Here is a 20022-nt window from a genome sequence, read left to right as displayed (position 1 = left end):
GCAGCGAACGTGGCCCACGCAAAGATGACCCAAAAAGCGCCGCCGAGCCACGAAACGCAATGCTATATTGCGCGACATACCCAGTCCAAAGCGCACGCCGGCTCATTCCTTCCATGAAGGACGATTCCTCAGGCAGTATCGGACACTTCGACGACGCCGATCGTCTGCGACGCGAGCGCGCGAATCAGATGCTCGCGAACGTCGCGAACGGCGACGAGCATGCATTCGCCGAACTGTATCGCGCGACGTCGCCGCGCGTTTTCGGCGTCATCGTACGCATGATCCACGATCGCGGCGAAGCCGAAGACCTGCTGCAGGAAGTCTTCGTCACCACATGGCGTCGCGCGGACACGTTCGATCCGGCCCGCGGCAGCGCCATCACGTGGCTCACCACACTCGCGCGCAATCGCACGATCGACCGCATGCGGCAGCAGCGCGACGAACTGCTCGGCGAGAAAGCCGCGCCCGACATAACCGACGAATCGCCCACGCCCGCCGTCGCCGCCGAATCGAATGAGGAAAGGCGGCGGCTCGAACAGTGTCTCGACCGGCTCGAGCCGCAACACAAGCGCGTGGTGCGCGAGGCGTTCTTCACCGGCGCGACTTACGGCGAACTGGCGCAACGGCTTGCCGTGCCGCTCGGCACGATGAAAAGCTGGATTCGCCGCAGCCTGATGCAACTCAAAACCTGCCTGGAAGAATGAACACGCCCGCCGCCGACGACGACGATCTGCGCTGCGCCGAATATGCGCTCGGCGTGCTGGATGCCGAGGCGCGCGCGACGCTCGAAGCGGACGTGTCGCGCGATCCCGGCTTGCAGCGCACGCTCGATGCGTGGCAAAACCGGCTTGCGCCGCTCGCGGACGACATTCGCGCGATGGAACCGCCCGAGCGCGTGTGGACGCGCATCCGCGCGGATCTCGGCTTCGCGACGCCGCCCGTGCGCCCGCCCGCGCGCACGCGCTGGCAGGACAGCCTGCGTCTCTGGCGCTGGCTCGCGGCCGGCGCGAGCGTCGCCGCACTCGTGCTGCTCGGCGTGAACCTCGTCCGGATGCAGTCCACACCGCCAGCGCCGACGACGGCGGCCGTTCCAGGCGACTACATCGTCGCATCGATTGCGCGCAAGGACGGTCTGGTGCACTGGACCGCAACCGTCGATGTGCGGCGCGGGCGCATGGTCGTCACGCCTACGGCGCGCGTGAACCTGCCGCCGAATCGTGCGACGGAGCTGTGGCTCATCCCGCCGAACGCCAAGCCCATCGCGCTCGGCGTGTTCCCGTCCGATCAGCCCGTGACCATCACGCTGCCGCCCGAACTCATCGCGCAGATGAATACGCAGGGCGTGCTCGCGGTATCGGATGAGCCGCCGGGCGGATCGCCGACCGGCGCGCCGACCGGGGCCGTTCTCGCAACGGGTCAGTTGCATTCCACCTGACGATTCCTCGAAGCCGCTTTTTTTATGAGGCCGCGCGCATCCGCGTGTGCGTCGCGCTCGTATATATCGAAAAAATGGTCACGTGCCGCGAGGAGACCTGGGCGCGAGGAGGCCATCCATCGAAAAACGAAGCGAAGAACAGCGTATCGCGATGATCGGCGCGGGGTCGCCGGTCTCGCGAGCGCGTGTTGCCAATGACTCGAGCTTCGTGCGTGTTGTCATAAGAAACGCATCCGTGACGTGCATCGGCGGGTCCGCAGCGGCAACGAATTCGATACGCTGCGCGCCCGCTCTTTTCTTTTCTCCCGGACTTCTATCGATGCGCAATTTTCTGTTCAAAGAGGCCGCGCTAATGAACACCCGGCGCAGCTATCGCAAGCAACGCGCGCCTGCGTTCAGGTTTTCCGATCGGCCTATCGTGGCCGGTCTCGGTGCCGCCGTGTCGATCTTCGTCGCCTGTCTGTGGATCGGACACAGCACGTACCTCGATGGCGAACGGATCTGGCCGTCGCGGCAACGCGGGGCGGTGTCGCTGGGAACGGTGCGCGAGCAGGCGACGCAAGCGGAACGCGCAGCGCCGGCCGAACCGATCGATACGCCATCCGACACGCCAATCGATATCCCTACTCCGCAATCGACGGCGCCTGTCGTCATGCGTCCGCGCAGCACAATCGCGCATCCTCCCGCGAAAAAGCCTCCGCGGCTCGTCGATGAGACCAAGACAGCCCCGAAGCACGCGGCAGCCACGCTTCCCGCTGCAACGCCCGAGATACCGCACAGCGAGCCGCATTCGATCGAGACGATGACGCCCGAGGTTCCGAGCGCGCGCACATCGGCTGTGAACATCGATGCGGACAGCGTTCCACCCGTCGTGGATATCACGCCGCGCCCCAAGACCCGCAAGGAAGTTCAGGACGAACTGCGCAAGGCGAGAGCCAACGGTTCCCTGCCGCGTTTCGGCAATCCCGATCCGTATGGCCCCGGCGGCTCGCCGAGCTTGTCGAACGACTGATGCAACCTAACATTTCGCAGGCGTCGTCTTCTCCGTCGCGTGCTTGTGCAACGTTGGCGGCGTAGCCGTTCCGCCGTGCGCATCGAGATAGTCGCAAGCCCCGACGATATCGCGCGCCAGGTTCATCGCGACGTTGTGATTGATGTGCGGGCGCACCACCACGCGCAGGCTGCGCACTTCCTCGGCGTCGGGCGGCATCGAATAGGCCGAGAGCACCCAGCCTTTCTCGCGCACCTTGTTCGACACGTCGAACTCGTTGAACTTCTTCACCTTCGGATCGAGTGTCACGGCCACCACCGGAATGCGCTGTGTCTCGTTCATGATGGTGAAGTAACCGCTCTTGACCAGTTCGTCGCGCAGCCTGACGGCGTTGGCGAGCGTGTGCGTCATGATCCGCTTGTAGCCGTCGAAGCCGAGACGCAGGAACTGGTAATACTGCACGGCGATAGGCGCAGCGTTGCGGCTGAAGTTGAGCGTCGCGGTGGGCATCTCGCCGCCCAGATAGTTCACGTAGAAGATCAGATCCTCGTTGAAGATCCTGCGCTCGCGAAACACCACCCAGCCGAGGCCCGGCGGCGTCAGACCGAACTTGTGCCCCGACGCGTTGATCGACTGCACGCGCGGCAGACGGAAATCCCACTTGTAGTCGGGATAGAGAAAGGGATTGACGAAGCCGCCCGACGCACCATCGATATGCATCGGAATCGAGATGCCCGTTTTCTTCTCGTACGCATCGAGCCAGTCGTGTATCTCCTGAATATCGTCGTCCTCGCCGGTGAAGGTCTGGCCTGCAATCGCCACCACGGCGATGGTGTTCTCGTCGACATACTGGTCCAGTTGCTCCGCCGTCAGCCGATAGTTGCCCGGCTTGAGCGGCACGATGCGCGGCTCGACATCGAAGTAGCGCAGGAATTTCTTCCAGACGATCTGCACGTTGCCGCCCGTGACCATGTTCGGCCGCGACGTGTCACGGCCGGCCTTCTCGCGCGCCTGCCGCCAGCTCCACTTGTGCGCAAGCCCCGCGAGCATGCACGCCTCCGATGAGCCGATGGTCGCGGCGCCATAAGGCTCGGCCTCCTTCGGCCCGTTCCACAGCTCGTGCAGCCAGCGGATCATGCGCATTTCCATCGCGAAGAGCTGCGGGTACATGTCGTGGTCGATGTAGTTCTTGTACATGTTGCGCCGCGCCGTCTCGACCGCCTCGGGCTCGGCGAAGGTCGTGACGAACGACGACATGTTCAGCATCGGATTGGTGTCGGTCCACTCGTCGCTCCAGACGAGTGCGCTCGCCGCGCGCCCCGAGATGCCGTGACGCGGGAACGCATCCTCCGGCACTTCAAGATTGAACTCGTCGTACATGGTGACTTTCTCGGGCGGCGTGCTGTCCGGACTGGCTGGTACGTTCATGTCGATACCTCTCGGGTGACGGATGCAAATGCCGGATTACTTCGCTTTCTTGCCGGTCGCCTCGTGGAAGCGCTTCACATAGCGGTCCATCAGCTTGCGGATCGCGCGGCCGATCTGCATGTAGTCACTCTCGTTGAGATTGGCGAGCGACACGCGTCCTGACGGATGCGGCGTGCCGAAGCCGCGCCCCGGCAAGAGCACGACGCGCGCTTCCTTCGCGAGCTCGAATAGCAGCTCCGACGGCTGCGTGTTGTTGATGATCCAGTCGACGAATTCGCGGCCATGCTCGCGCCCGCCCAGATACTCCATGTCGAGAATCGTGTAGTAGTCCACCTGATTCTCGTCTTCCTTCTCGGGCGCGATGCCCATCTCGCGATACAGCGCCGCCTTGCGATTGCGGATCAGGCGCTTGAGCGCATTCTTGTACGCATCGGGCGTATCCATCAGCGAGAACAGCGAGAAGAGCACCATCTGCACCTGCTGCGGCGTGGAAAGCCCCGCCGTGTGATTGAGCGCGACGGTGCGGCTGTCCGCCACCAGACGGTCGATGAACTTCAGCTTGTCGGGCTCCGTCGTGATCGACTCGTAGCGCTTGTGCAGGATCGCGCGCTTGTCCTTCGACAGCGCGGCGATCTGCGCATCGAACACGTTGTCGCGGTGCGTCGCGATGGTGCCGAGACGCCAGCCCGTCGCGCCGAAATACTTCGAATACGAATAGACGAGGATCGTGTTCTTCGGACACAGCGCGAACAGCGACACGAAGTCGTCGGCAAAGGTGCCGTAGACATCGTCGGTCAAAAGGATGAGATCCGGGCGCTCCTTCACGATCTCCGCGATGTACTGCAGGCTCTCGTCGTCCATCTTCACGGAAGGCGGATTGCTCGGATTGACGAGGAAGAACGCCTTCACCTTCTTGTCGCGCAGCTTGTCGAGTTCCTTCTTCGAGTACTGCCAGCGGTTCGCGACATCCGCGTCGAGATTGACCACTTCGAGCTGGTAGTCGTTGAGTTGGGGAATCTCGATGTACGGCGTGAAGATCGGCCTGCCGAGGGCAATCGTGTCGCCGGGGCTGATCAGGAAGTTCTCCCGCATCGTGTTGAAGATGTAGGTCATCGCGGCCGTTCCGCCTTCGACCGCGAAGATGTCGAACTCGCCGACGAACGGATGCTTGCCGATCATCTCGCGCCGCAGGTATTGTCCGACGATGATCTCGGAGAGTTTCAGCATCCGGTCCGGCACCGGATAGTTGCACGCGAGAATCCCCTCGCACATTTCGTAGAGGAAATCGCCGGCGTTCAGACCGAGCTGGTCGCGAACGTACGACACCGCGCCCGCCAGAAAGCCGGTCCCGGGCGTGTCCTTGAACTCGCGCGCGAAGATCTCGAAGCGCTCCTCGATGCCCTCGCGCTTCGGAAAGCCGCCCACGCCCTCGGGCATGTAGGCGAACGCGCGCTCGGACTCGCGCATCGCGAACAGTCCCAGTTGCCAGAAGCCGTGACGCGGAATCGTCGCGAGGAAGTTCGGGTTGCCGCGTCCCGCGTTGAGCATTGCGAGATTGGCCGGGCGCTCCACCGCGCCGCCGCCCGCCGCCTTGATGAGTTCATCCTTCAGTTCGAACGGACTGAGCGACGCCATGGCGGCGCGAGCGTCGGGAACGGACTTCGATGACTTGGCCATTCAACACCCCCAGAAATTGACAATGAGCTTCGGGAACGATTCGAGGCGCGCTACGAAAGCATCATGACGATCACCATCCCCCAGATCGTCAGCAGCGTGTTGCCGACTGCATAGGTGACCGTGTAGCCGAGACCGGGCACCTGACTCTTCGCCGCGTCGCAGATCATGCCGAGCGCGGCGGTCGTCGTGCGTGCGCCCGCGCAGATGCCGAGCAGGATCGCCGGATGAAACTTGAAGACGTACTTCGCGATGTACATGCCGATGATGAGCGGCACCGAGGATGCGAAGATGCCCCACAGGAACAGGCTCACGCCAAGCTTCTGCAGACCGGCGACGAAGCCGGGGCCGGCCGTGATCCCGACTACCGCGATGAATACGTTCAGGCCGACGGAATTCATGAACCACAGCGTGGGCGACGGGATGCGCCCGAAGGTCGGGTGGATCGCGCGCAGCCAGCCGAACACGATGCCCGCGATCAGCGCGCCGCCGGCGGTCGAGAGCGTGATGGGAATGCCGCCCGCGCGGATCACGATCGCGCCGACCAGCGCCCCGAGCGTGATGGCGAGGCCCGTGAAAGCCATGTCGGCAACGTCGCTTGGCCGGTCGATCACGCCGACTTTCTTCGCCACCGCCGTGGTGTCCTGCGTGCGGCCGACGACCGTGACGGTATCGCCCCGATGCAGCGTGGTGTTCGGCAGGATCGGAATCGGCGTTTCGGTGACGCCGCGCTTGATCCGGCGAATGAACACGCCGCGCGCCCCGGGCATGTGCGCGAGCTCGGCGAGCGTCTTGCCCTCCACGTCCTTGTTCGTGATGTAGATGTCCACACCCTCGACCGGCACCGAGAGCAGTTCCGCGTCGTCGACCTCGATCGCCGCACCGCCGCCGAGAATCTCGACGAGCTGCTCACGCTTGCCCGCGACCGCGACCACGTCGCCGGGTTGCAGCACGTCGTCGATCTTCGCATCGTGGATCTGGCCGCCGCGCCGGATGCGCTCGATGAAGAGCCGCGCGCCGGCAGGCTCCAGCGCCTCGGCCTGCGCCACGGTCAGGCCGGCCGCCCGGCCGCCCTCGCGCACGCGATACGCGCGCAGCGAGAACTGATGCCAGCCCGAGCCATCCCCGCCGCCTTCCGCCGAGCCGCCGAGCTTTGCCTCGTAGTCCTTGCACGCCGCAACCAGGTCGATATTCAGCAGTCTGGGGCCGAGCATCGCGAGAATCAGCGCCGAACCGATCGTGCCGTAGATGTAGGTGACCGCGTAGGCGGTGGGCATCGCGTCGAGCAGCGCCTTGGCCTGGTCGGGCGGCAGGCCGATGCGGTTGATCGCGTCGGTGGCAAGCCCCATCGACGCCGAAATGGTCTGCGAGCCGGCCAATAGCCCTGCCGCCGAGCCGATGTCATAGCCGGCAATCTTCGCGGCCAGCCATGGCGCGACCAGGCAAAGCAGACACTGAATGACTGAAAAGAGCGCCTGCGGCAGCCCGTCCTTGGCGATGCCCCGCACGAACTGCGGACCCACGCCGTATCCGACGGCGAACAGGAACATCAGGAAGAAGACCGACTTGACGTTGGCCGAAATGGTGATGCCGAGCTGCCCGACCGCGATGGCCGCGAGCAGGGTCGCCGTCACCGCGCCAAGGCTGAAGCCCTTGAAGCTTTTGCCGCCGACCCAATAGCCGATGCCAAGCGACAGAAAGACGGCAATCTCCGGATAACTGCGTAGCGTTGCTGCAAGCCATGCCATACGCCCTCCTGACCTGGTTGGATTCAGATTGCCTTGCACCTCTGCGGCGGCCCTTCGACGATTCCGTCCGCCATGCCCGCGAGGCCGCTACACGAGCCCGACGATGAGCGGCCCCAGCAACGTCAGCAGCACGTTCGCGAGCGCATAGGTGACGGCGAAGGCCGCCGTCGGCACCGCGCTCTCGGCCTTGTCCAGCACGCCGCCAAACGCGGGATTCGCGCTGCGCGATCCCGACAGCGCGCCCGCGAAAATCGCCGCGTTGCGGTAGCCCAGCACGTAGCGGCCGAAGATCATCGTGAGAAGCAGCGGAAACAGCGTGACGAACACGCCGAGCAGAAAGATCGTGACGCCGCTCTGCTTGACCGTCACGACCGCCTGCAAACCCGAATTCAGCCCGACGACCGCGACGAACGCCGCGAGTCCGAAGTCCTTGAGCAGTTGCGACGCGGCGGGCGGCATGACGCCGTACATCGGATGCTTGCCCCGCATCCAGCCGAACACGAGCCCCGCGAGCAGGCAGCCGCCGCCCGAGCCGAGCGTGATCGGAATGCCGCCGATGCGCACGACGATCAGCCCGATCAGCAGGCCGATCACGATGCCCGTGCCCATGTAGATGAAGTCCGTCTTGTTGGAGTACGGCAGTTCGTAGCCGGCGGCATCGACCGCGCGCTTCGTGTCCTGTGGCGAGCCATAGAACGTGATGACGTCGCCGTGCTCCAGCTGCGTGTCGGGCAGCACGGGCAGCGGCATGCCGACGCGCGTGATCGCCTTCAGATAGACGCCGTGCCGCATTGCCCGGTCAACCGTCGCCCGCACCGTGGCGATCGTCGCGTGATTCATGCCTCGCCGCGTGAACACGCCCTCGCGCGTCTGCATGACGAGGGCCGAGTCGCCGGTGTCCGCGACCTCGTCGCCGAGCATCGCCGCCGCGCCAAGCATCACCTCGCGCCGTCCGACGACCAGCACGATGTCCCCCGCCTCCAGCCTCAGGTCGGGTTGGGGATCGAGCGTTCTGTCGCCGCGCCGGATGCGCTCGATCGTGACCATGTCCGCTTCGGCGATCTCGATCTCCGATACCGTGCGCCCGAGCGCGCCCGCTCCGACACGGTAGGCCCGTCCGACCAGCTCCGGCAGCGCGGAAATCTGTCCCGGCTGCGGTCCCGCCGCGCCGCTCGCGAGCGCCTGCTCCGCCTCGATCGATGCCTCGCGCAAGCCCTGCCCCATGAACTTCGGCAGGATGTTCACGCACACGATGATCGCGCCGAGCGAGCCGAACACATAGGTGACCGCGTAGGCGATCGCCACATCCGCCTGCAGCGCTTTGGTTTCTTCCGGGGCGAGTCCGAGCCGCGCGATCGCATCGCCTGCCGTGCCGATGATCGCCGACTGCGTCAGCGCACCGCCCGCGAGACCGGCGGCGAGCCCTTTGTTCAGGCCAAAGAGCTTCGCGCAGACGATCACGGTGACGAGCGCCGTCACCGCGAGAAAGAGCGCCATCGCGATCTCGCGCAAGGTCTTTCGGTTGAGCGAGTTGAAGAACTGCGGCCCGGAGTCGTAGCCGACCGCATAGATGAAAACGGCGAACATCACCGACTTCACGCCATTGTCGATCTGCACGCCGACCTGGCTCACGACGACCGCCGCGAGCAGCGAGCCGCCCACGCCGCCCAGCTGGAACTTGCCGAAGTTGATCTGACCGATCAGGTAACCGGCCGCGAGCGACAGAAAGAGCGCCGCCTCGGGTATTTTCTGGAAGATCGCGTGGAGCCAGTCCATTGCGTCAGCCCATCTTGCTGGCGAGCCCGACCACCAGCGGCCCGAGCAACGGCAGCAACACGTTGGACAACGCATACGTGATCGTGTAGCCGATCACCGGCGTCGCATTGCCCGTCACCCCGACAAGCGCGCTGATGGCGGGCGTGCTGCATTGCTGACCGGCGATCGCGCCGAGCAACATCGGCACGTCGAGCTTCAGGAGCCAGCGCCCGATGACCAGCGAGGCGAGCGCCGGTCCGAGCGTGATGACGATGCCCGCGAGCGGCAGCGCAATGCCGAACTCGCGAATCAGCCGCAGCGCGTCCGCGCCCGCCGACAGACCGACCGCCGCGATGAAGGTGCACAGTCCGAAGTCCTTCAGGATCTGCGCCGCCGCCGACGGCAGCGAGCCGATGAGCGGATAGCGCGAGCGGATCCAGCCGAACAGCAGGCCGGCAAGCAGGCAGCCGCCCCCCGTGCCCAGCGTGAGATCGATGCCGCCCGCGCGCACGGACAGGCGTCCCACCGCAATGCCCAGCAACACGCCGAGGCCGAGAAAGACGAAATCGGTCTTCTGCGTCGCGCGAATGATGTAGCCGAGCTTCGACGCCCCGCGCGCGACGTCCTCCTTGTTGCCGACGAGCGTCAGCACATCGCCGCGATGCACCTGCGTGCCGGGCAGCGCGGGGATCGTGCTGTCGAGCCGCGTCACCGCCGCGACGAACACGCCGCGTCCCTCTTGCGGCGCGACGCGGGCGCGCGCCTGCGCGAGCGTCAGTCCATGCAGCTCGGGACGCGTGAGCATGACGTCGACGCGTTCGACATAGACATCCGGCAGGCCGCCGCCCCCAACCTCTGCCCCGATGACCGGAATCGCCGCCACCAGCGCCTCGCGCCTCCCACCGACCAGGACGCGGTCCCCCGCTTTCAGCACCAGCGACGGCTGCGCCTTGATCACCGACCGGTCGCGCAGCACGCGTTGCACGCTGATGTTCTGCCCGAACTGTTTCTCCAGCTCCCCGAGACTGCGCCCCGCGGCCGCCGTCACCTTCAGCTCGCGGCTGACGAGCGGTGGCATGGCGAGCGTCTGTCCTTCGGCGAGCGCGCCGTCGCCGCCGAGCTTGCGCCAGACGCGCTCGGACTCCTCGCGCAGATTCACGCGCAGGATGAGCGGCGCGAACTGGCTGGCAAACAGCACGATCGTGACCAGCCCGAACAGATAGCTCACGCTGTACGCCGTGACGATGTTCGCCTGCAGGCGCGCGGTCTCGGCGGCGTCGAGACCGAGCCGGCCGATGGCCTCGGAGGCCGTGCCGATCACGGCGGATTCGGTCGCGCCGCCGGCGAGCAGCCCCGCCGCTGTCCCCGCATCGAGTCTGAGCAGCTTCACGGCGCACAGCACGAGCGTGACGACCACGATGACCTCGACAACGGACAAGGCGCCATAGCGCCAGCCCTTGCCGATATTGGCGAAGAATTGCGGCCCGCCGGTGAAGCCCAGCGCGAAAATAAAAAGCGCAAATGCGATGTTCTTCAGATCGGGCGAAATGCGCGCGCCGCTTTGTCCGAGAATCAACGCGACGATGAGCGTGCCGCACACGCCGCCGAGTTGAATCGGCCCGAGTTTGAAGGAACCGATAAGAAAACCGATCGCCAGACTCGCGAACAGGGCGATTTCGGGTTGCGCCGCAAGCAGATGCCACAGCATGGTCCGGGACCATCCTTTTGAGGTGAATCACATATTGGGCAATATCGGTAAAAAGCTCGCAAACGCCGGCGGCCAACAACCTATTTACTCGCCGTAATCGATTTCCATTTCATTGCGTCGAGCGGTTCCAACTCTGATATTGCAGGGAATCGAGCCTGTCAACACCTTTGACGCCAGCATGATTCTTCTTACGCCGTTCGAACCCATTGCAGCGCGAATTGAAAGGCTCGATCCCGCCGCGTGTGTGCGTGCGATATGCTCGTTTCACGAACCGTGAGGAGCGAATGATGAATCTCGACCAGGAAGAGAACGACGCAGAAGGGCGCATTCAGCGCCAAAAAAGATCTCATCGATGAACTAAAGAAGGACGGGGCAGCCGTTTGAGCAGCGGACACGATCGATCGCGCGATACGGACCCGATCCGTTCGAGCTGGAGCCAACATCGGGTTAAGTCAACTCAAACCAAAGTTTAATCCGCGCATTCACGACGCGATTCGTGCAAGCCCTCGTGCGATTTCGCAAAGAAGCATCGCGCTTGCATGCAACACTGCGCCCGATCTTCTCGATTGCGTGCACGGTTTCATCCACACGCTCCCCACTCTTATACAGACAAGCGCCATGTGGATCGTCAACCTGGCCCTCCGACGGCCCTATACGTTCGTCGTGCTCGCCGTTCTCCTCTTCATTCTCGGGCCGATCGCGATTCTGCGCACACCCACCGATATTTTTCCGAACATCGACATTCCGGTCGTCAGCATCGTCTGGACATACAACGGTTTTTCCGCGGAAGACATGGCGCATCGCATCACGTCGAACTACGAGCGCGCGCTTACGACCGATGTGGACGACATCGCGCACATCGAGTCGCAGTCGCTCAACGGCGTCTCGGTCGTGAAGATTTTTTTTCATCCGGGCGCGGATATCAACCGGGCGATCGCGCAGGCAGCGTCCAACTCCGCCTCGATTCTTCGCGTGCTGCCGCCGGGCACGCTTCCGCCGAACATCATCACCTACAACGCTTCGACCGTACCGGTGCTGCAACTCGGGCTCTCCAGCAAGACGCTGCCCGAACAGACGCTCTACGATCTCGGCAACAGCTTCATCCGGACCCAGCTTGCAACGGTCCAGGGCGCAGCCGTGCCTTTGCCTTATGGCGGCAAGATCCGTCAGATCATGGTCGAGCTGGATCCGGCACGGCTGCAGGCGAAAGGGCTCGCGCCCGTCGACGTGGTCAATGCCGTCAACGCACAGAATCTCATCCTGCCGGGCGGGACAGCCAAGATCGGCACGCGCGAATACAACGTCGAGATGAACGGAAGCACGCAGACCGTCGCCGCCTTGAACGACCTGCCTATCAAGACCGCGAACGGCGACGTCATCTACGTGCGCGACGTCGCGCACGTGATCGACGGCTTCGCGCCGCAGACCAACATCGTGCGGTCCGACGGCAAGCGCGCCGCGCTGCTTCAGGTCGAGAAGACCGGCAGCGCATCGACGCTGACGATCATCGGCCAGGTCAAGGCCATGCTCCCCAAAATCGAGGCCGGCTTGCCGAAGGCGCTCAAGATCACGCCGCTCTCCGACCAGTCGGTTTTCGTGAAGTCCGCCATCTCGGGCGTCGTGCGCGAAGCGCTGATCGCGGCCTGCCTCACCGCCGTGATGATCCTGCTGTTTCTCGGAAGCTGGCGCGCGACGCTCATCATCGCGGTGTCGATTCCGCTCGCGGTGCTCACATCGCTGATCGCGCTGAGTGCGCTCGGCCAGACGCTGAACATCATGACGCTCGGCGGTCTTGCGCTCGCGGTCGGCATTCTCGTCGACGATGCGACCGTGGCCATCGAGAACATCACGCATCATCTGGAGAACGGCGAACCGCTGCACGATGCGATCCTCAACGGCTCCGGCGAAATCGCCGTGCCGACCTTCGTCTCGACGCTTTCGATCTGCATCGTGTTCGTGCCGATGTTTCTGCTCTCGGGCGTCGCACGCTACCTCTTCGTGCCACTCGCCGAGGCCGTGATCTTCGCGATGTGCGCGTCGTACTTCTTCTCGCGCACGCTCATTCCGACGCTGGCGATGTATCTGATGCGTGCGCCATCGAAAACGAACAAGGCCACGCGGGGCATCGCCGGCGCACTGACGCGCTTTCAGTCGGCATTCGAGCAACGCTTCGAAGCGTTGCGCGCGTGCTATCGAAACGTGCTGCACCGAGCCATAGACAACCGGCGCCGCTTCGTGCCGATGTGGCTCGCGCTGTGCCTCGCATCGCTCGTGCTGGTCCCGTTCGAGGGCCGCGACTTTTTCCCGTCAGTCGATACCGGCGAGATTCGCCTCCATCTGCGCGCGCCAACCGGAACGCGTATCGAAGAGACGGCGCGCATCACCGACGAGGTCGAAGCGAAGATCCGCAGCGTGATTCCCGCCAACGAACAGGCTGCGGTGCTCGACAACATCGGCGTGCCGGTAAGCGGCATCAACCTGACGTACGATTCATCGGACCCGATCGGTCCCGAAGATGCGGACATCCTCATCACGCTCGCACCGAAGCACCGGCCGACCGCGCAGTACGTCGCCAAACTGCGCAACGTGCTGAACGCCGCGTTTCCCGGCGTGAGCTTCGCGTTCCTGCCCGCGGACATCGTCAGCCAGATTCTCAACTTCGGCCTGCCCGCGCCGATCGACGTGCAGATCGTCGGCAACAAGCTCGAACAGAATCGCGCGGTCGCGAATCGTTTGCTCGATGCAATGCGCGGCGTGCGCGGTCTCGTCGACGCACGCATCCAGCAGCCCGGCGACGAACCGACCATCGACGTGAACGTCGATCGGACGAAGGCCATGCAGGCGGGACTCACACAGCGCGACGTCGCGCAGAACCTGCTGATCGCGTTGAGCGGCAGCTCGCAGACCACGCCGAATTTCTGGCTCGATCCGAAGAACGGCGTGAGCTATCCCTTGATGGCGGAAGTGCCGCAATGGGACATTCATTCGTTGCAGACGCTCGCGAACATACCGGTTACGACGAAGAACGTGCCGCTCGATCCGCAGAACCAGCTCGGCACGCTCGGCACCACCTCGCGCAGCGAGCAACAGGCCGTGGTCTCGCATTACAACGTGCAGCCCGTGCTGGATATCTTCGCGTCGACGCAGTATCGCGATCTCGGCGGCGTCGCCTCGGACGTGACGAAGCTCGTCGATGCCGAACGCGCGCACCTGCCGCCCGGCTCGTCGATCGTGATTCGCGGTCAGGTGCAGTCGATGAGCGAGTCGTTCACCGGCCTGGGCCTCGGGCTCGTGTTCGCGATCGCCCTCGTCTATCTGCTGATGGTCGTGAATTTCCAGTCGTGGATCGATCCGCTCATCATCATCAGCGGCCTGCCGGGCTCGATGGCGGGCATCGCGTGGATGCTCTTCGTCACACAGACGACGCTCTCCGTGCCCGCGCTCACGGGCGCGATCCTGTGTATCGGCATCGCGACGGCGAACAGCATTCTCGTCATCAATACCGCGCGCGATGCGTTGCTGGGCGGCGCACCCCCGCTCGCCGCCGCGCTCGATGCCGGTTTCAACCGCTTCCGCCCCGTGCTGATGACCGCGCTCGCCATGCTGATCGGCATGATGCCAATGGCCCTCGGCCTCGGCGACGGCGGCGAGCAGAACGCGCCGCTCGGCCGCGCGGTGATCGGCGGCCTCGCCATCGGCACGCTGTCCACGCTCGTGTTCGTGCCGGTCGTGTTCGGCATGGTGCATGGCTGGCTGGCGAAGCGCCGCGCGAACCGGCTCGAATCTGTCGAACCCGCCGCAAGCATTTAATTAGGATTTCAAATGAAATCGACAACTCCCATGCGCATGCGCCTGATCCCTGTTGCGGTCTCCGGACTCGTCGCGGTCATGCTCGTCGCCGGTATCGTGCCGCGGCTGCATGCGCGCGCCGCGCAGACACATCAGGTGGACGAACAGCGCGAGCCGCTCGTCTCGACGATCTCGCCGAAGCAGGCGCCCGCCACGCAGGAACTGCTTCTGCCCGCCTCCGTGATGCCGTGGGCCGATGCTTCGATCTATGCGCGCACGAGCGGCTATGTGCAGCAGTGGTATGCGGACATCGGCACGCACGTGAAAGCCGGACAGCTCCTTGCGAGCATCGAGACGCCCGAGCTCGACGCGCAGCTTCGGCAAGCCCGCGCCGATGCCGCGATGGCGCAAGCCGATTATCGCTTCGCGAACAGCACGGCCTCGCGCTGGCAGACGATGCTGCAGACGCAGTCCGTCTCGCAGCAGGACGCCGACGCAAAGACCAGCGACAGCGATGCGAAGCGCGCCGCGCTGCAATCGAAGCAGGCGGATGTCACGCGGCTTCAGGAGATGGCGTCGTATCAGAAGGTGACTGCGCCATTCGATGGCGTGATCACCGTGCGCAACGTGGACATCGGCTCGCTCGTCACGGCGGGCGGCGCGCCGGGGCTGGCAGGCATGCCCGGAGAGTTGATGCATATCGAGCAGACGGACCGCCTGCGCGTCTTCGCCGACGTGCCTCAGGACGATGCGGCGAGCGTGAAACCGGGTTCTGCGGTCTATCTCACGTCGCAGCAGTATCCGGGACGCCGTTTCCCCGCGACGCTCGCACGCAGCGCCGGCGCGATCGATCCGGTGAGCCGCACGCTGCACGTCGAGGCCGATATCGACAACCGGGATGGCGCATTGATGCCGGGCGCGTATGCCGAGCTTCATCTGGCGCTTGTCAGTCCCGCGCCCGAACTCCAGTTGCCCGCGAGCGCATTGCTGTTTCGACCCGACGGCGTGACCGTCGCCGTGCTGGGCCGCGATGGCAAGGCGAAGCTGAAGAAGGTCACCATCGGCCGCGACTTCGGCATCTATGTCGAGATCGCGACGGGACTGGACGCGACCGATCGGGTGATCGACAACCCGAGCGATTCGATCCACGACGGCGAAGCCCTTCGCACCAGCACGCATGCGTAAATGGACTCACATCATGTTCGAACCTTCTGCGGTCCACGCCCGCGCGCTGCTTGCCGCGTGCCTCGCCGGCGCCCTCTCCGCCTGCTCGACGCTGCCGCATTACAGCAGGCCCGGCGTCGACGTTCCCGCGCACTATGCGGCCGCGCAGCCTTCGGGCTGGACCGTCGCCACGCCCGCCGATGACGCTCCCCGCGGCGCATGGTGGACCGTGTTCGGCGATAGCGGGCTCGACCAGCTCGAAGCGCGTGTGAACGTCTCGAACCAGACCGTGAAGAAGGCGGTCGCGCAGTTGCAGGCGGCGCGCGCGCTCGTGGACTATCAGCGCGCGGGCTATGCGCCCGTGGTGCGCGCGGGCGCCGCGCAGGAACGCTTTCGCACGTCGCAGAATCTCCAGCATCGTTCGCTGGCGGGCAAGACCGTGCCGGACTATTCGGCGGGCCTCGCGGCAAGCTGGGAGCCGGATCTGTTCGGGCGCGTGAAGGACGCCACCGTGCAGGCAAGCGACAGCGCGCAAGCGAGCCAGGCCGATCTCGAAGCCGTGCGTCTTTCCGTGACGAGCGAACTCGCTGCCGATTACTTCGATCTGCGTTCGCTCGATCGTCAGAAGAAGCTTCTCGGCGATACGGTGAGCGCGTATTCGTCCGCGCTGCGCATCCTCCAGCAGCAACTCGCCGATGGCGCGATCGATGCATCGGCCGTCGCGCAGGCTCGGACGCAGCTCGAAAGCGCGCGCACGCAGGACAGCGACATCGACGTCAGGCGCACGCAATTGCAGGACGCGATTGCAACGCTGTGCGGCGTGCCGGCATCTTCGTTCACGCTGCCGCGCAAGAGCGATCCGGTCACGTTGCCCGACATTCCGGCAGGCGTTCCCTCCGAACTGCTCGAACGCCGCCCCGACATCGCGGCGGCGGAGCGGCGCGTCGCCGCCGCCAATGCGCAGATCGGCGTCGCGCATGCGGCCTTCTATCCGGATCTCACGCTCTCGGCATCGGCGGGACTGGAGAGCACGTTCTTCGCGCCCTGGCTCACGGCATCGAGTCTCTTCTGGTCGCTCGGCACGCAGTTGACGGGCACGCTCTTCGACGGCGGACGCCGCGACGCCGCGCTCGCCAGCGCCAAGGCGCAGTATCGGGGCGCGGTCGCCGATTACCGGCAGACGGTGCTCACGGCCTTTCAGGAAGTGGAGGACAACCTCGGCGCCTTGAACACGCTCGCACAGGAAGCACAGAGCCAGCAGCGCGCGACGGCCGCCGCCGAACTCTCGCTCAGGCTCGCAACGAATCGATATCAGGCGGGCGCGGTCGACTATCTCGACGTCGCCAGTGCGCAAACCATCGCGCTCGACAACGAACGCAATGGCGAGACCCTCGACGCCCGCCGCCTCGACGCCAGCGTTCAGTTGCTCAAGGCACTTGGCGGAGGCTGGGATCGCGCGGCATTGGGCGGGGTACTGCGGTAAGCGCCGGCCATTGATGCGCAGCGAATGGACCGTCCAAAGTGGCCGCTGGTAGCCGGTAAAACCCCTATGAATCAGAGCGTGCTCGATGCGCCTGTCGTGGAGCGCGGCACGCTCGCCAGGGCGGCGGATCTGCCCTGAGTCAGACCTTCCCGATCGATTCTCACCGCGCCCCTGCCGCGTGTCGCCTCCCCAGCGACACACGCCGCGATATGTTGGTCCTGATCCATCACCTGGCACCCTGACGGTCCACGTCACGATTTCCCCTCATCGGCCCGCATGCCGCGCGCCGCTTGCTCTCCGGCTTCCCGCGCCCCGGTACCCGCGACTGGCATGTCATGTGCAATCTTCGGCGCAACGCCCGGCGCTGGCCACAGTTGGCAGCCCGGGCAACCTTGAAGTCCGAAGCGTGGGGATCGTATGTCCGGGCGATTGCATCATCGATTACTGTGCAGCATCGTTGCGATCGCGCTGATCGACAGCGTCGGCGTCTCGCGCGGCGAGCCGTCTCCGCTGACGGTCCAGAGCGGCGCGATCGCTCGTCCGGTTGCAGTGGCCGTCGCGCCTGCGCCATCCGCGCCATCCGCGGCGGCCGCGATTCCGATTGCCGCGCAACCCAAGCCCGAACCGGATAACGCCGAAGAAGCCGCGCAGGACGCATTCGACCTCGGCATCGAACGGCTGCGCGGCGCGACGTGGTGGGAAGCGAACCGCAAACTGCGGCCACAACTCGCGCAGGTCGGCAATCTGATGTTCGCCGCCAGACTGCTCGACGACGACATGAGCCCGTCCGCAGAAGGCGCGTCGCGCGTGCAGCGTCTGCGCGAGGCGATGCGCGCGCATCGGCAATCGAGGCCCGCGGGCTGGAACCGGCTCGTGTCACAGGTACGCGACGCGCGCGCGAAGGCCGGCGATGACGCCGCACTGACATTGGCCAACGCGTTGATCAATGATGTCCGTTATCGCGACGGCACCGACGGCAGCTACTATCCGCCCGCGCGCCTCTTCGCCGAGAGCGGCGTCTGCAAGGACTTCGCGGTGGCCAAGTACCTGCTGCTGCGCGAAGCGGGCTTCGACGCGTCGCAACTGCGCTTCGTCTTGCTCGCGCCGCGCTACAACAACACGCCCGACGACTGGCACGTGATGCTCGTCGTGCAGGCCGACGGCATGGCCGAACCGGCCGCACTCGACTCGCCGCCGCCGCGCGTGCGCAAGCGCCTCGGCGATGCGCCTGGCGAACCCGATGCACAAGCCGATACACAAGCCGACCCCGTCGGCCCGTCCGCGCGGCTATCGGCGATCCTCAGCGGCCGCAAGCCCGCCGACGTGGTGCTGCGCGCGCCCTCGGGGCCGGCGGTCGTCACGCTCGGCGCATCCGGGCAGGCGGAGCGGCCGCTTGCCGTCGTGTTCAATGAGCAAGGCAGCCTCTCGTTCGAGCGCGATGCGCCCGTCGGCACGCGCAAGCCGCCCGCCTTCAAACGGCGCGGCGCCCGCGCGATCGTCGCGGACGGCGCAGGCCAGTCGTGGAGCGTGGATTCATCGGGCGTATTCCGGAAGTGGCAACTGACCCATGCGGACGGCGCCGCGCCGCTGCAGGACGCGCTCAAGCCGGACCTGCGCCAGATCGACGTGCGCGGCAGTACCGCCGGTTGAGCGGCGGCATCCGATCTACGTTCGGAATGGGTCCAGTTGTTGCTGCGCAGTTCGTGCACCGGAGAACGATCATGTTCCAACTTTTTCGCCTCATCGCGCTGGCGCTCGCAGTCTCGGGATGCGTTGCCGCGCCACCCTATGGATATAGCGACCCGGCGTACGGCCCGGGCTATTACCCGCCCGGGCCCAGCATCGGTGTGGGTGTTGGCGGGGGCGGCGGCTTCGGCGGCGGAGTGGGTGTGGGGGTCGGTGTCGGGTTCTGAACGCGGCGAGAATGCGATCGTCGTCGATGGCGATCCGGCGATAAACGCGAGGCAGCAAGGACCGGCGCGCATTCAACGCCCCAGAAAGTCCAGCGCATTGCCGCCGCGCCAGTCCTCGCGGACCGCATCGGGCATCGGCAGCGCATCGAATTCCGCGAGCGCCTTGTCGACGGGCATCATCGGAAAGGCGGAACCGAAGATCATGCGTTTCTTGAGCACGGTGCGGCCGTATTGCAGCAAGGGCTCGTAGCCGGAGTGCGCGGTGGCGAGCAGCTTTGGCCGCACGGCGAGCGTGCCGATCCACACGTTCGGATGCCGCCACGCCACCGCAAGCAGTTCCTGCACCCACGGCCAGCCCGGCGGCGACGCGCATACGCGCAAATCGGGCAGCGCCATCATCACGCGGTCGAGCGCGGCGGGATGGCCGTAGCTCATCGCGGTGTGCGTCGAAAAGTTGGTGCCGCAATGGATGTTCACCGGCACATCCAGTTCCACGCATTTCGCATACAGCGCAAAGAGCAAGGGATCGTCGATGCACAGCTTGTGCTCGAAGCCCTGCACGTTCAGCCCGCGCAAGCCCAGTTCGCGCACGGCCGTTTCGAATTCGGCGGCGGCCGCATCGCCCTTATGCGGATCGACGCCCGCGAAGCCGATATACCGTTCGCCATGCGCGCGGCAGAACGCGGCGACATCCTCGTTGGCGATCTTCACGCCGAACGTGCTCGTCAGATCGCGCGCCTTCAGCACGACATGACGCGCGTCCAGGCGCGCGTAGGTCGCGAGATAATCCGCGAGCGGATCGACGTCCTTCGATACGGCGGCCTCGCGTTCGGTACCTTCGTACACGCGGCGATAGTTCGCCAGATGCGTCGCGGGCCCATCGAACTGAAGCGAGGGCGGACGGCTCGAAAAATCCACGAACATGTTCGACTCC

Annotated in this window: 13 protein-coding genes; 7 read left to right on the top strand and 6 right to left on the bottom strand. The window is 65.2% G+C overall.

All coding sequences use genetic code 11. The annotated features are described in order from the left end of the window. The first annotated feature begins 113 nt into the window (after nt 1–113). From AWB70_RS14740 to AWB70_RS14730, 3 genes are all read left to right on the top strand, one after another. Nucleotides 114–704, top strand: a complete 591-nt coding sequence (locus AWB70_RS14740) for a sigma-70 family RNA polymerase sigma factor (RefSeq protein ID WP_045453289.1) — start codon at nt 114–116, stop codon at nt 702–704. After that, a complete protein-coding gene (locus tag AWB70_RS14735) occupies nt 701–1435 on the top strand; it encodes an anti-sigma factor (protein WP_053569001.1) in 735 nt (244 codons plus the stop codon). Before AWB70_RS14740 ends, AWB70_RS14735 begins: the two co-directional genes overlap by 4 nt. 352 nt (nt 1436–1787) lie before the next feature. Continuing rightward, the gene (locus AWB70_RS14730) at nt 1788–2447 is read left to right on the top strand and encodes a DUF4148 domain-containing protein (RefSeq protein WP_159680243.1); all 660 of its coding nucleotides are present in this window, start codon (nt 1788–1790) and stop codon (nt 2445–2447) included. 6 nt (nt 2448–2453) lie between these two features. Here the strand turns inward: AWB70_RS14730 and gad are convergent, their stop codons facing one another. The 5 genes from gad to aspT (AWB70_RS14705) all read right to left on the bottom strand — a co-directional run bounded on the left by gad (nt 2454) and on the right by aspT (AWB70_RS14705) (nt 10739). Further along, nucleotides 2454–3854, bottom strand: coding sequence for a glutamate decarboxylase (gad, locus tag AWB70_RS14725; protein ID WP_053568999.1), 1401 nt, complete (start codon nt 3852–3854; stop codon nt 2454–2456). A 36-nt stretch (nt 3855–3890) separates the two neighbouring features. Further along, nucleotides 3891–5531 carry a bifunctional aspartate transaminase/aspartate 4-decarboxylase gene (locus AWB70_RS14720; protein WP_053568998.1) on the bottom strand — a complete coding sequence of 547 codons (1641 nt, stop codon included), beginning with the start codon at nt 5529–5531 and terminating at the stop codon, nt 3891–3893. A gap of 50 nt (nt 5532–5581) precedes the next feature. Beyond that, nucleotides 5582–7276: an aspartate-alanine antiporter gene (gene aspT / locus AWB70_RS14715; protein WP_053568997.1), complete on the bottom strand. Its 1695-nt coding sequence runs from the start codon at nt 7274–7276 to the stop codon at nt 5582–5584. Between the two features lie 87 nt (nt 7277–7363). After that, a complete protein-coding gene (aspT, locus tag AWB70_RS14710; RefSeq protein ID WP_053568996.1) occupies nt 7364–9052 on the bottom strand; it encodes an aspartate-alanine antiporter in 1689 nt (562 codons plus the stop codon). Between the two features lie 4 nt (nt 9053–9056). Next, on the bottom strand, nt 9057–10739 hold the full coding sequence (gene aspT / locus AWB70_RS14705; RefSeq protein ID WP_053568995.1) for an aspartate-alanine antiporter: 1683 nt from the start codon (nt 10737–10739) through the stop codon (nt 9057–9059). A gap of 618 nt (nt 10740–11357) precedes the next feature. Here aspT (AWB70_RS14705) and AWB70_RS14700 point away from each other — a divergent pair. The 4 genes from AWB70_RS14700 (at nt 11358) to AWB70_RS14685 (ending at nt 18825) form a co-directional block, all read left to right on the top strand. After that, complete coding sequence (locus AWB70_RS14700) at nt 11358–14549, top strand: efflux RND transporter permease subunit (RefSeq protein ID WP_053568994.1); 3192 nt, start codon at nt 11358–11360, stop codon at nt 14547–14549. Nucleotides 14550–14561: 12 nt separating this feature from the next. Continuing rightward, nucleotides 14562–15713: an efflux RND transporter periplasmic adaptor subunit gene (locus AWB70_RS14695; RefSeq protein ID WP_053568993.1), complete on the top strand. Its 1152-nt coding sequence runs from the start codon at nt 14562–14564 to the stop codon at nt 15711–15713. 13 nt (nt 15714–15726) lie between these two features. After that, nucleotides 15727–17175: an efflux transporter outer membrane subunit gene (locus AWB70_RS14690; protein ID WP_053568992.1), complete on the top strand. Its 1449-nt coding sequence runs from the start codon at nt 15727–15729 to the stop codon at nt 17173–17175. 417 nt (nt 17176–17592) lie between these two features. Beyond that, nucleotides 17593–18825, top strand: a complete 1233-nt coding sequence (locus AWB70_RS14685; RefSeq protein ID WP_321167013.1) for a transglutaminase domain-containing protein — start codon at nt 17593–17595, stop codon at nt 18823–18825. A 335-nt stretch (nt 18826–19160) separates the two neighbouring features. Here AWB70_RS14685 and AWB70_RS14675 read toward each other — a convergent pair whose 3' ends face one another. Beyond that, nucleotides 19161–20012, bottom strand: a complete 852-nt coding sequence (locus AWB70_RS14675; protein WP_053568990.1) for an amidohydrolase family protein — start codon at nt 20010–20012, stop codon at nt 19161–19163. Between the last annotated feature and the right edge of the window lie 10 nt (nt 20013–20022).

Origin of the sequence: Caballeronia cordobensis, assembly GCF_001544575.2 — a bacterium.
GTDB lineage: Bacteria > Pseudomonadota > Gammaproteobacteria > Burkholderiales > Burkholderiaceae > Caballeronia > Caballeronia cordobensis.
This window is presented reverse-complemented; position numbering and strand designations above follow the sequence as displayed.

Coding starts and splice junctions, on each gene's coding strand:
- AWB70_RS14740 (WP_045453289.1), top strand. CDS start 114: ATGAAGGACGATTCCTCAGGCAGTATCGGACACTTCGACGACGCCGAT.
- AWB70_RS14735 (WP_053569001.1), top strand. CDS start 701: ATGAACACGCCCGCCGCCGACGACGACGATCTGCGCTGCGCCGAATAT.
- AWB70_RS14730 (WP_159680243.1), top strand. CDS start 1,788: ATGAACACCCGGCGCAGCTATCGCAAGCAACGCGCGCCTGCGTTCAGG.
- gad (WP_053568999.1), bottom strand. CDS start 3,854: ATGAACGTACCAGCCAGTCCGGACAGCACGCCGCCCGAGAAAGTCACC.
- AWB70_RS14720 (WP_053568998.1), bottom strand. CDS start 5,531: ATGGCCAAGTCATCGAAGTCCGTTCCCGACGCTCGCGCCGCCATGGCG.
- aspT (WP_053568997.1), bottom strand. CDS start 7,276: ATGGCATGGCTTGCAGCAACGCTACGCAGTTATCCGGAGATTGCCGTC.
- aspT (WP_053568996.1), bottom strand. CDS start 9,052: ATGGACTGGCTCCACGCGATCTTCCAGAAAATACCCGAGGCGGCGCTC.
- aspT (WP_053568995.1), bottom strand. CDS start 10,739: ATGCTGTGGCATCTGCTTGCGGCGCAACCCGAAATCGCCCTGTTCGCG.
- AWB70_RS14700 (WP_053568994.1), top strand. CDS start 11,358: ATGTGGATCGTCAACCTGGCCCTCCGACGGCCCTATACGTTCGTCGTG.
- AWB70_RS14695 (WP_053568993.1), top strand. CDS start 14,562: ATGAAATCGACAACTCCCATGCGCATGCGCCTGATCCCTGTTGCGGTC.
- AWB70_RS14690 (WP_053568992.1), top strand. CDS start 15,727: ATGTTCGAACCTTCTGCGGTCCACGCCCGCGCGCTGCTTGCCGCGTGC.
- AWB70_RS14685 (WP_321167013.1), top strand. CDS start 17,593: ATGTCCGGGCGATTGCATCATCGATTACTGTGCAGCATCGTTGCGATC.
- AWB70_RS14675 (WP_053568990.1), bottom strand. CDS start 20,012: ATGTTCGTGGATTTTTCGAGCCGTCCGCCCTCGCTTCAGTTCGATGGG.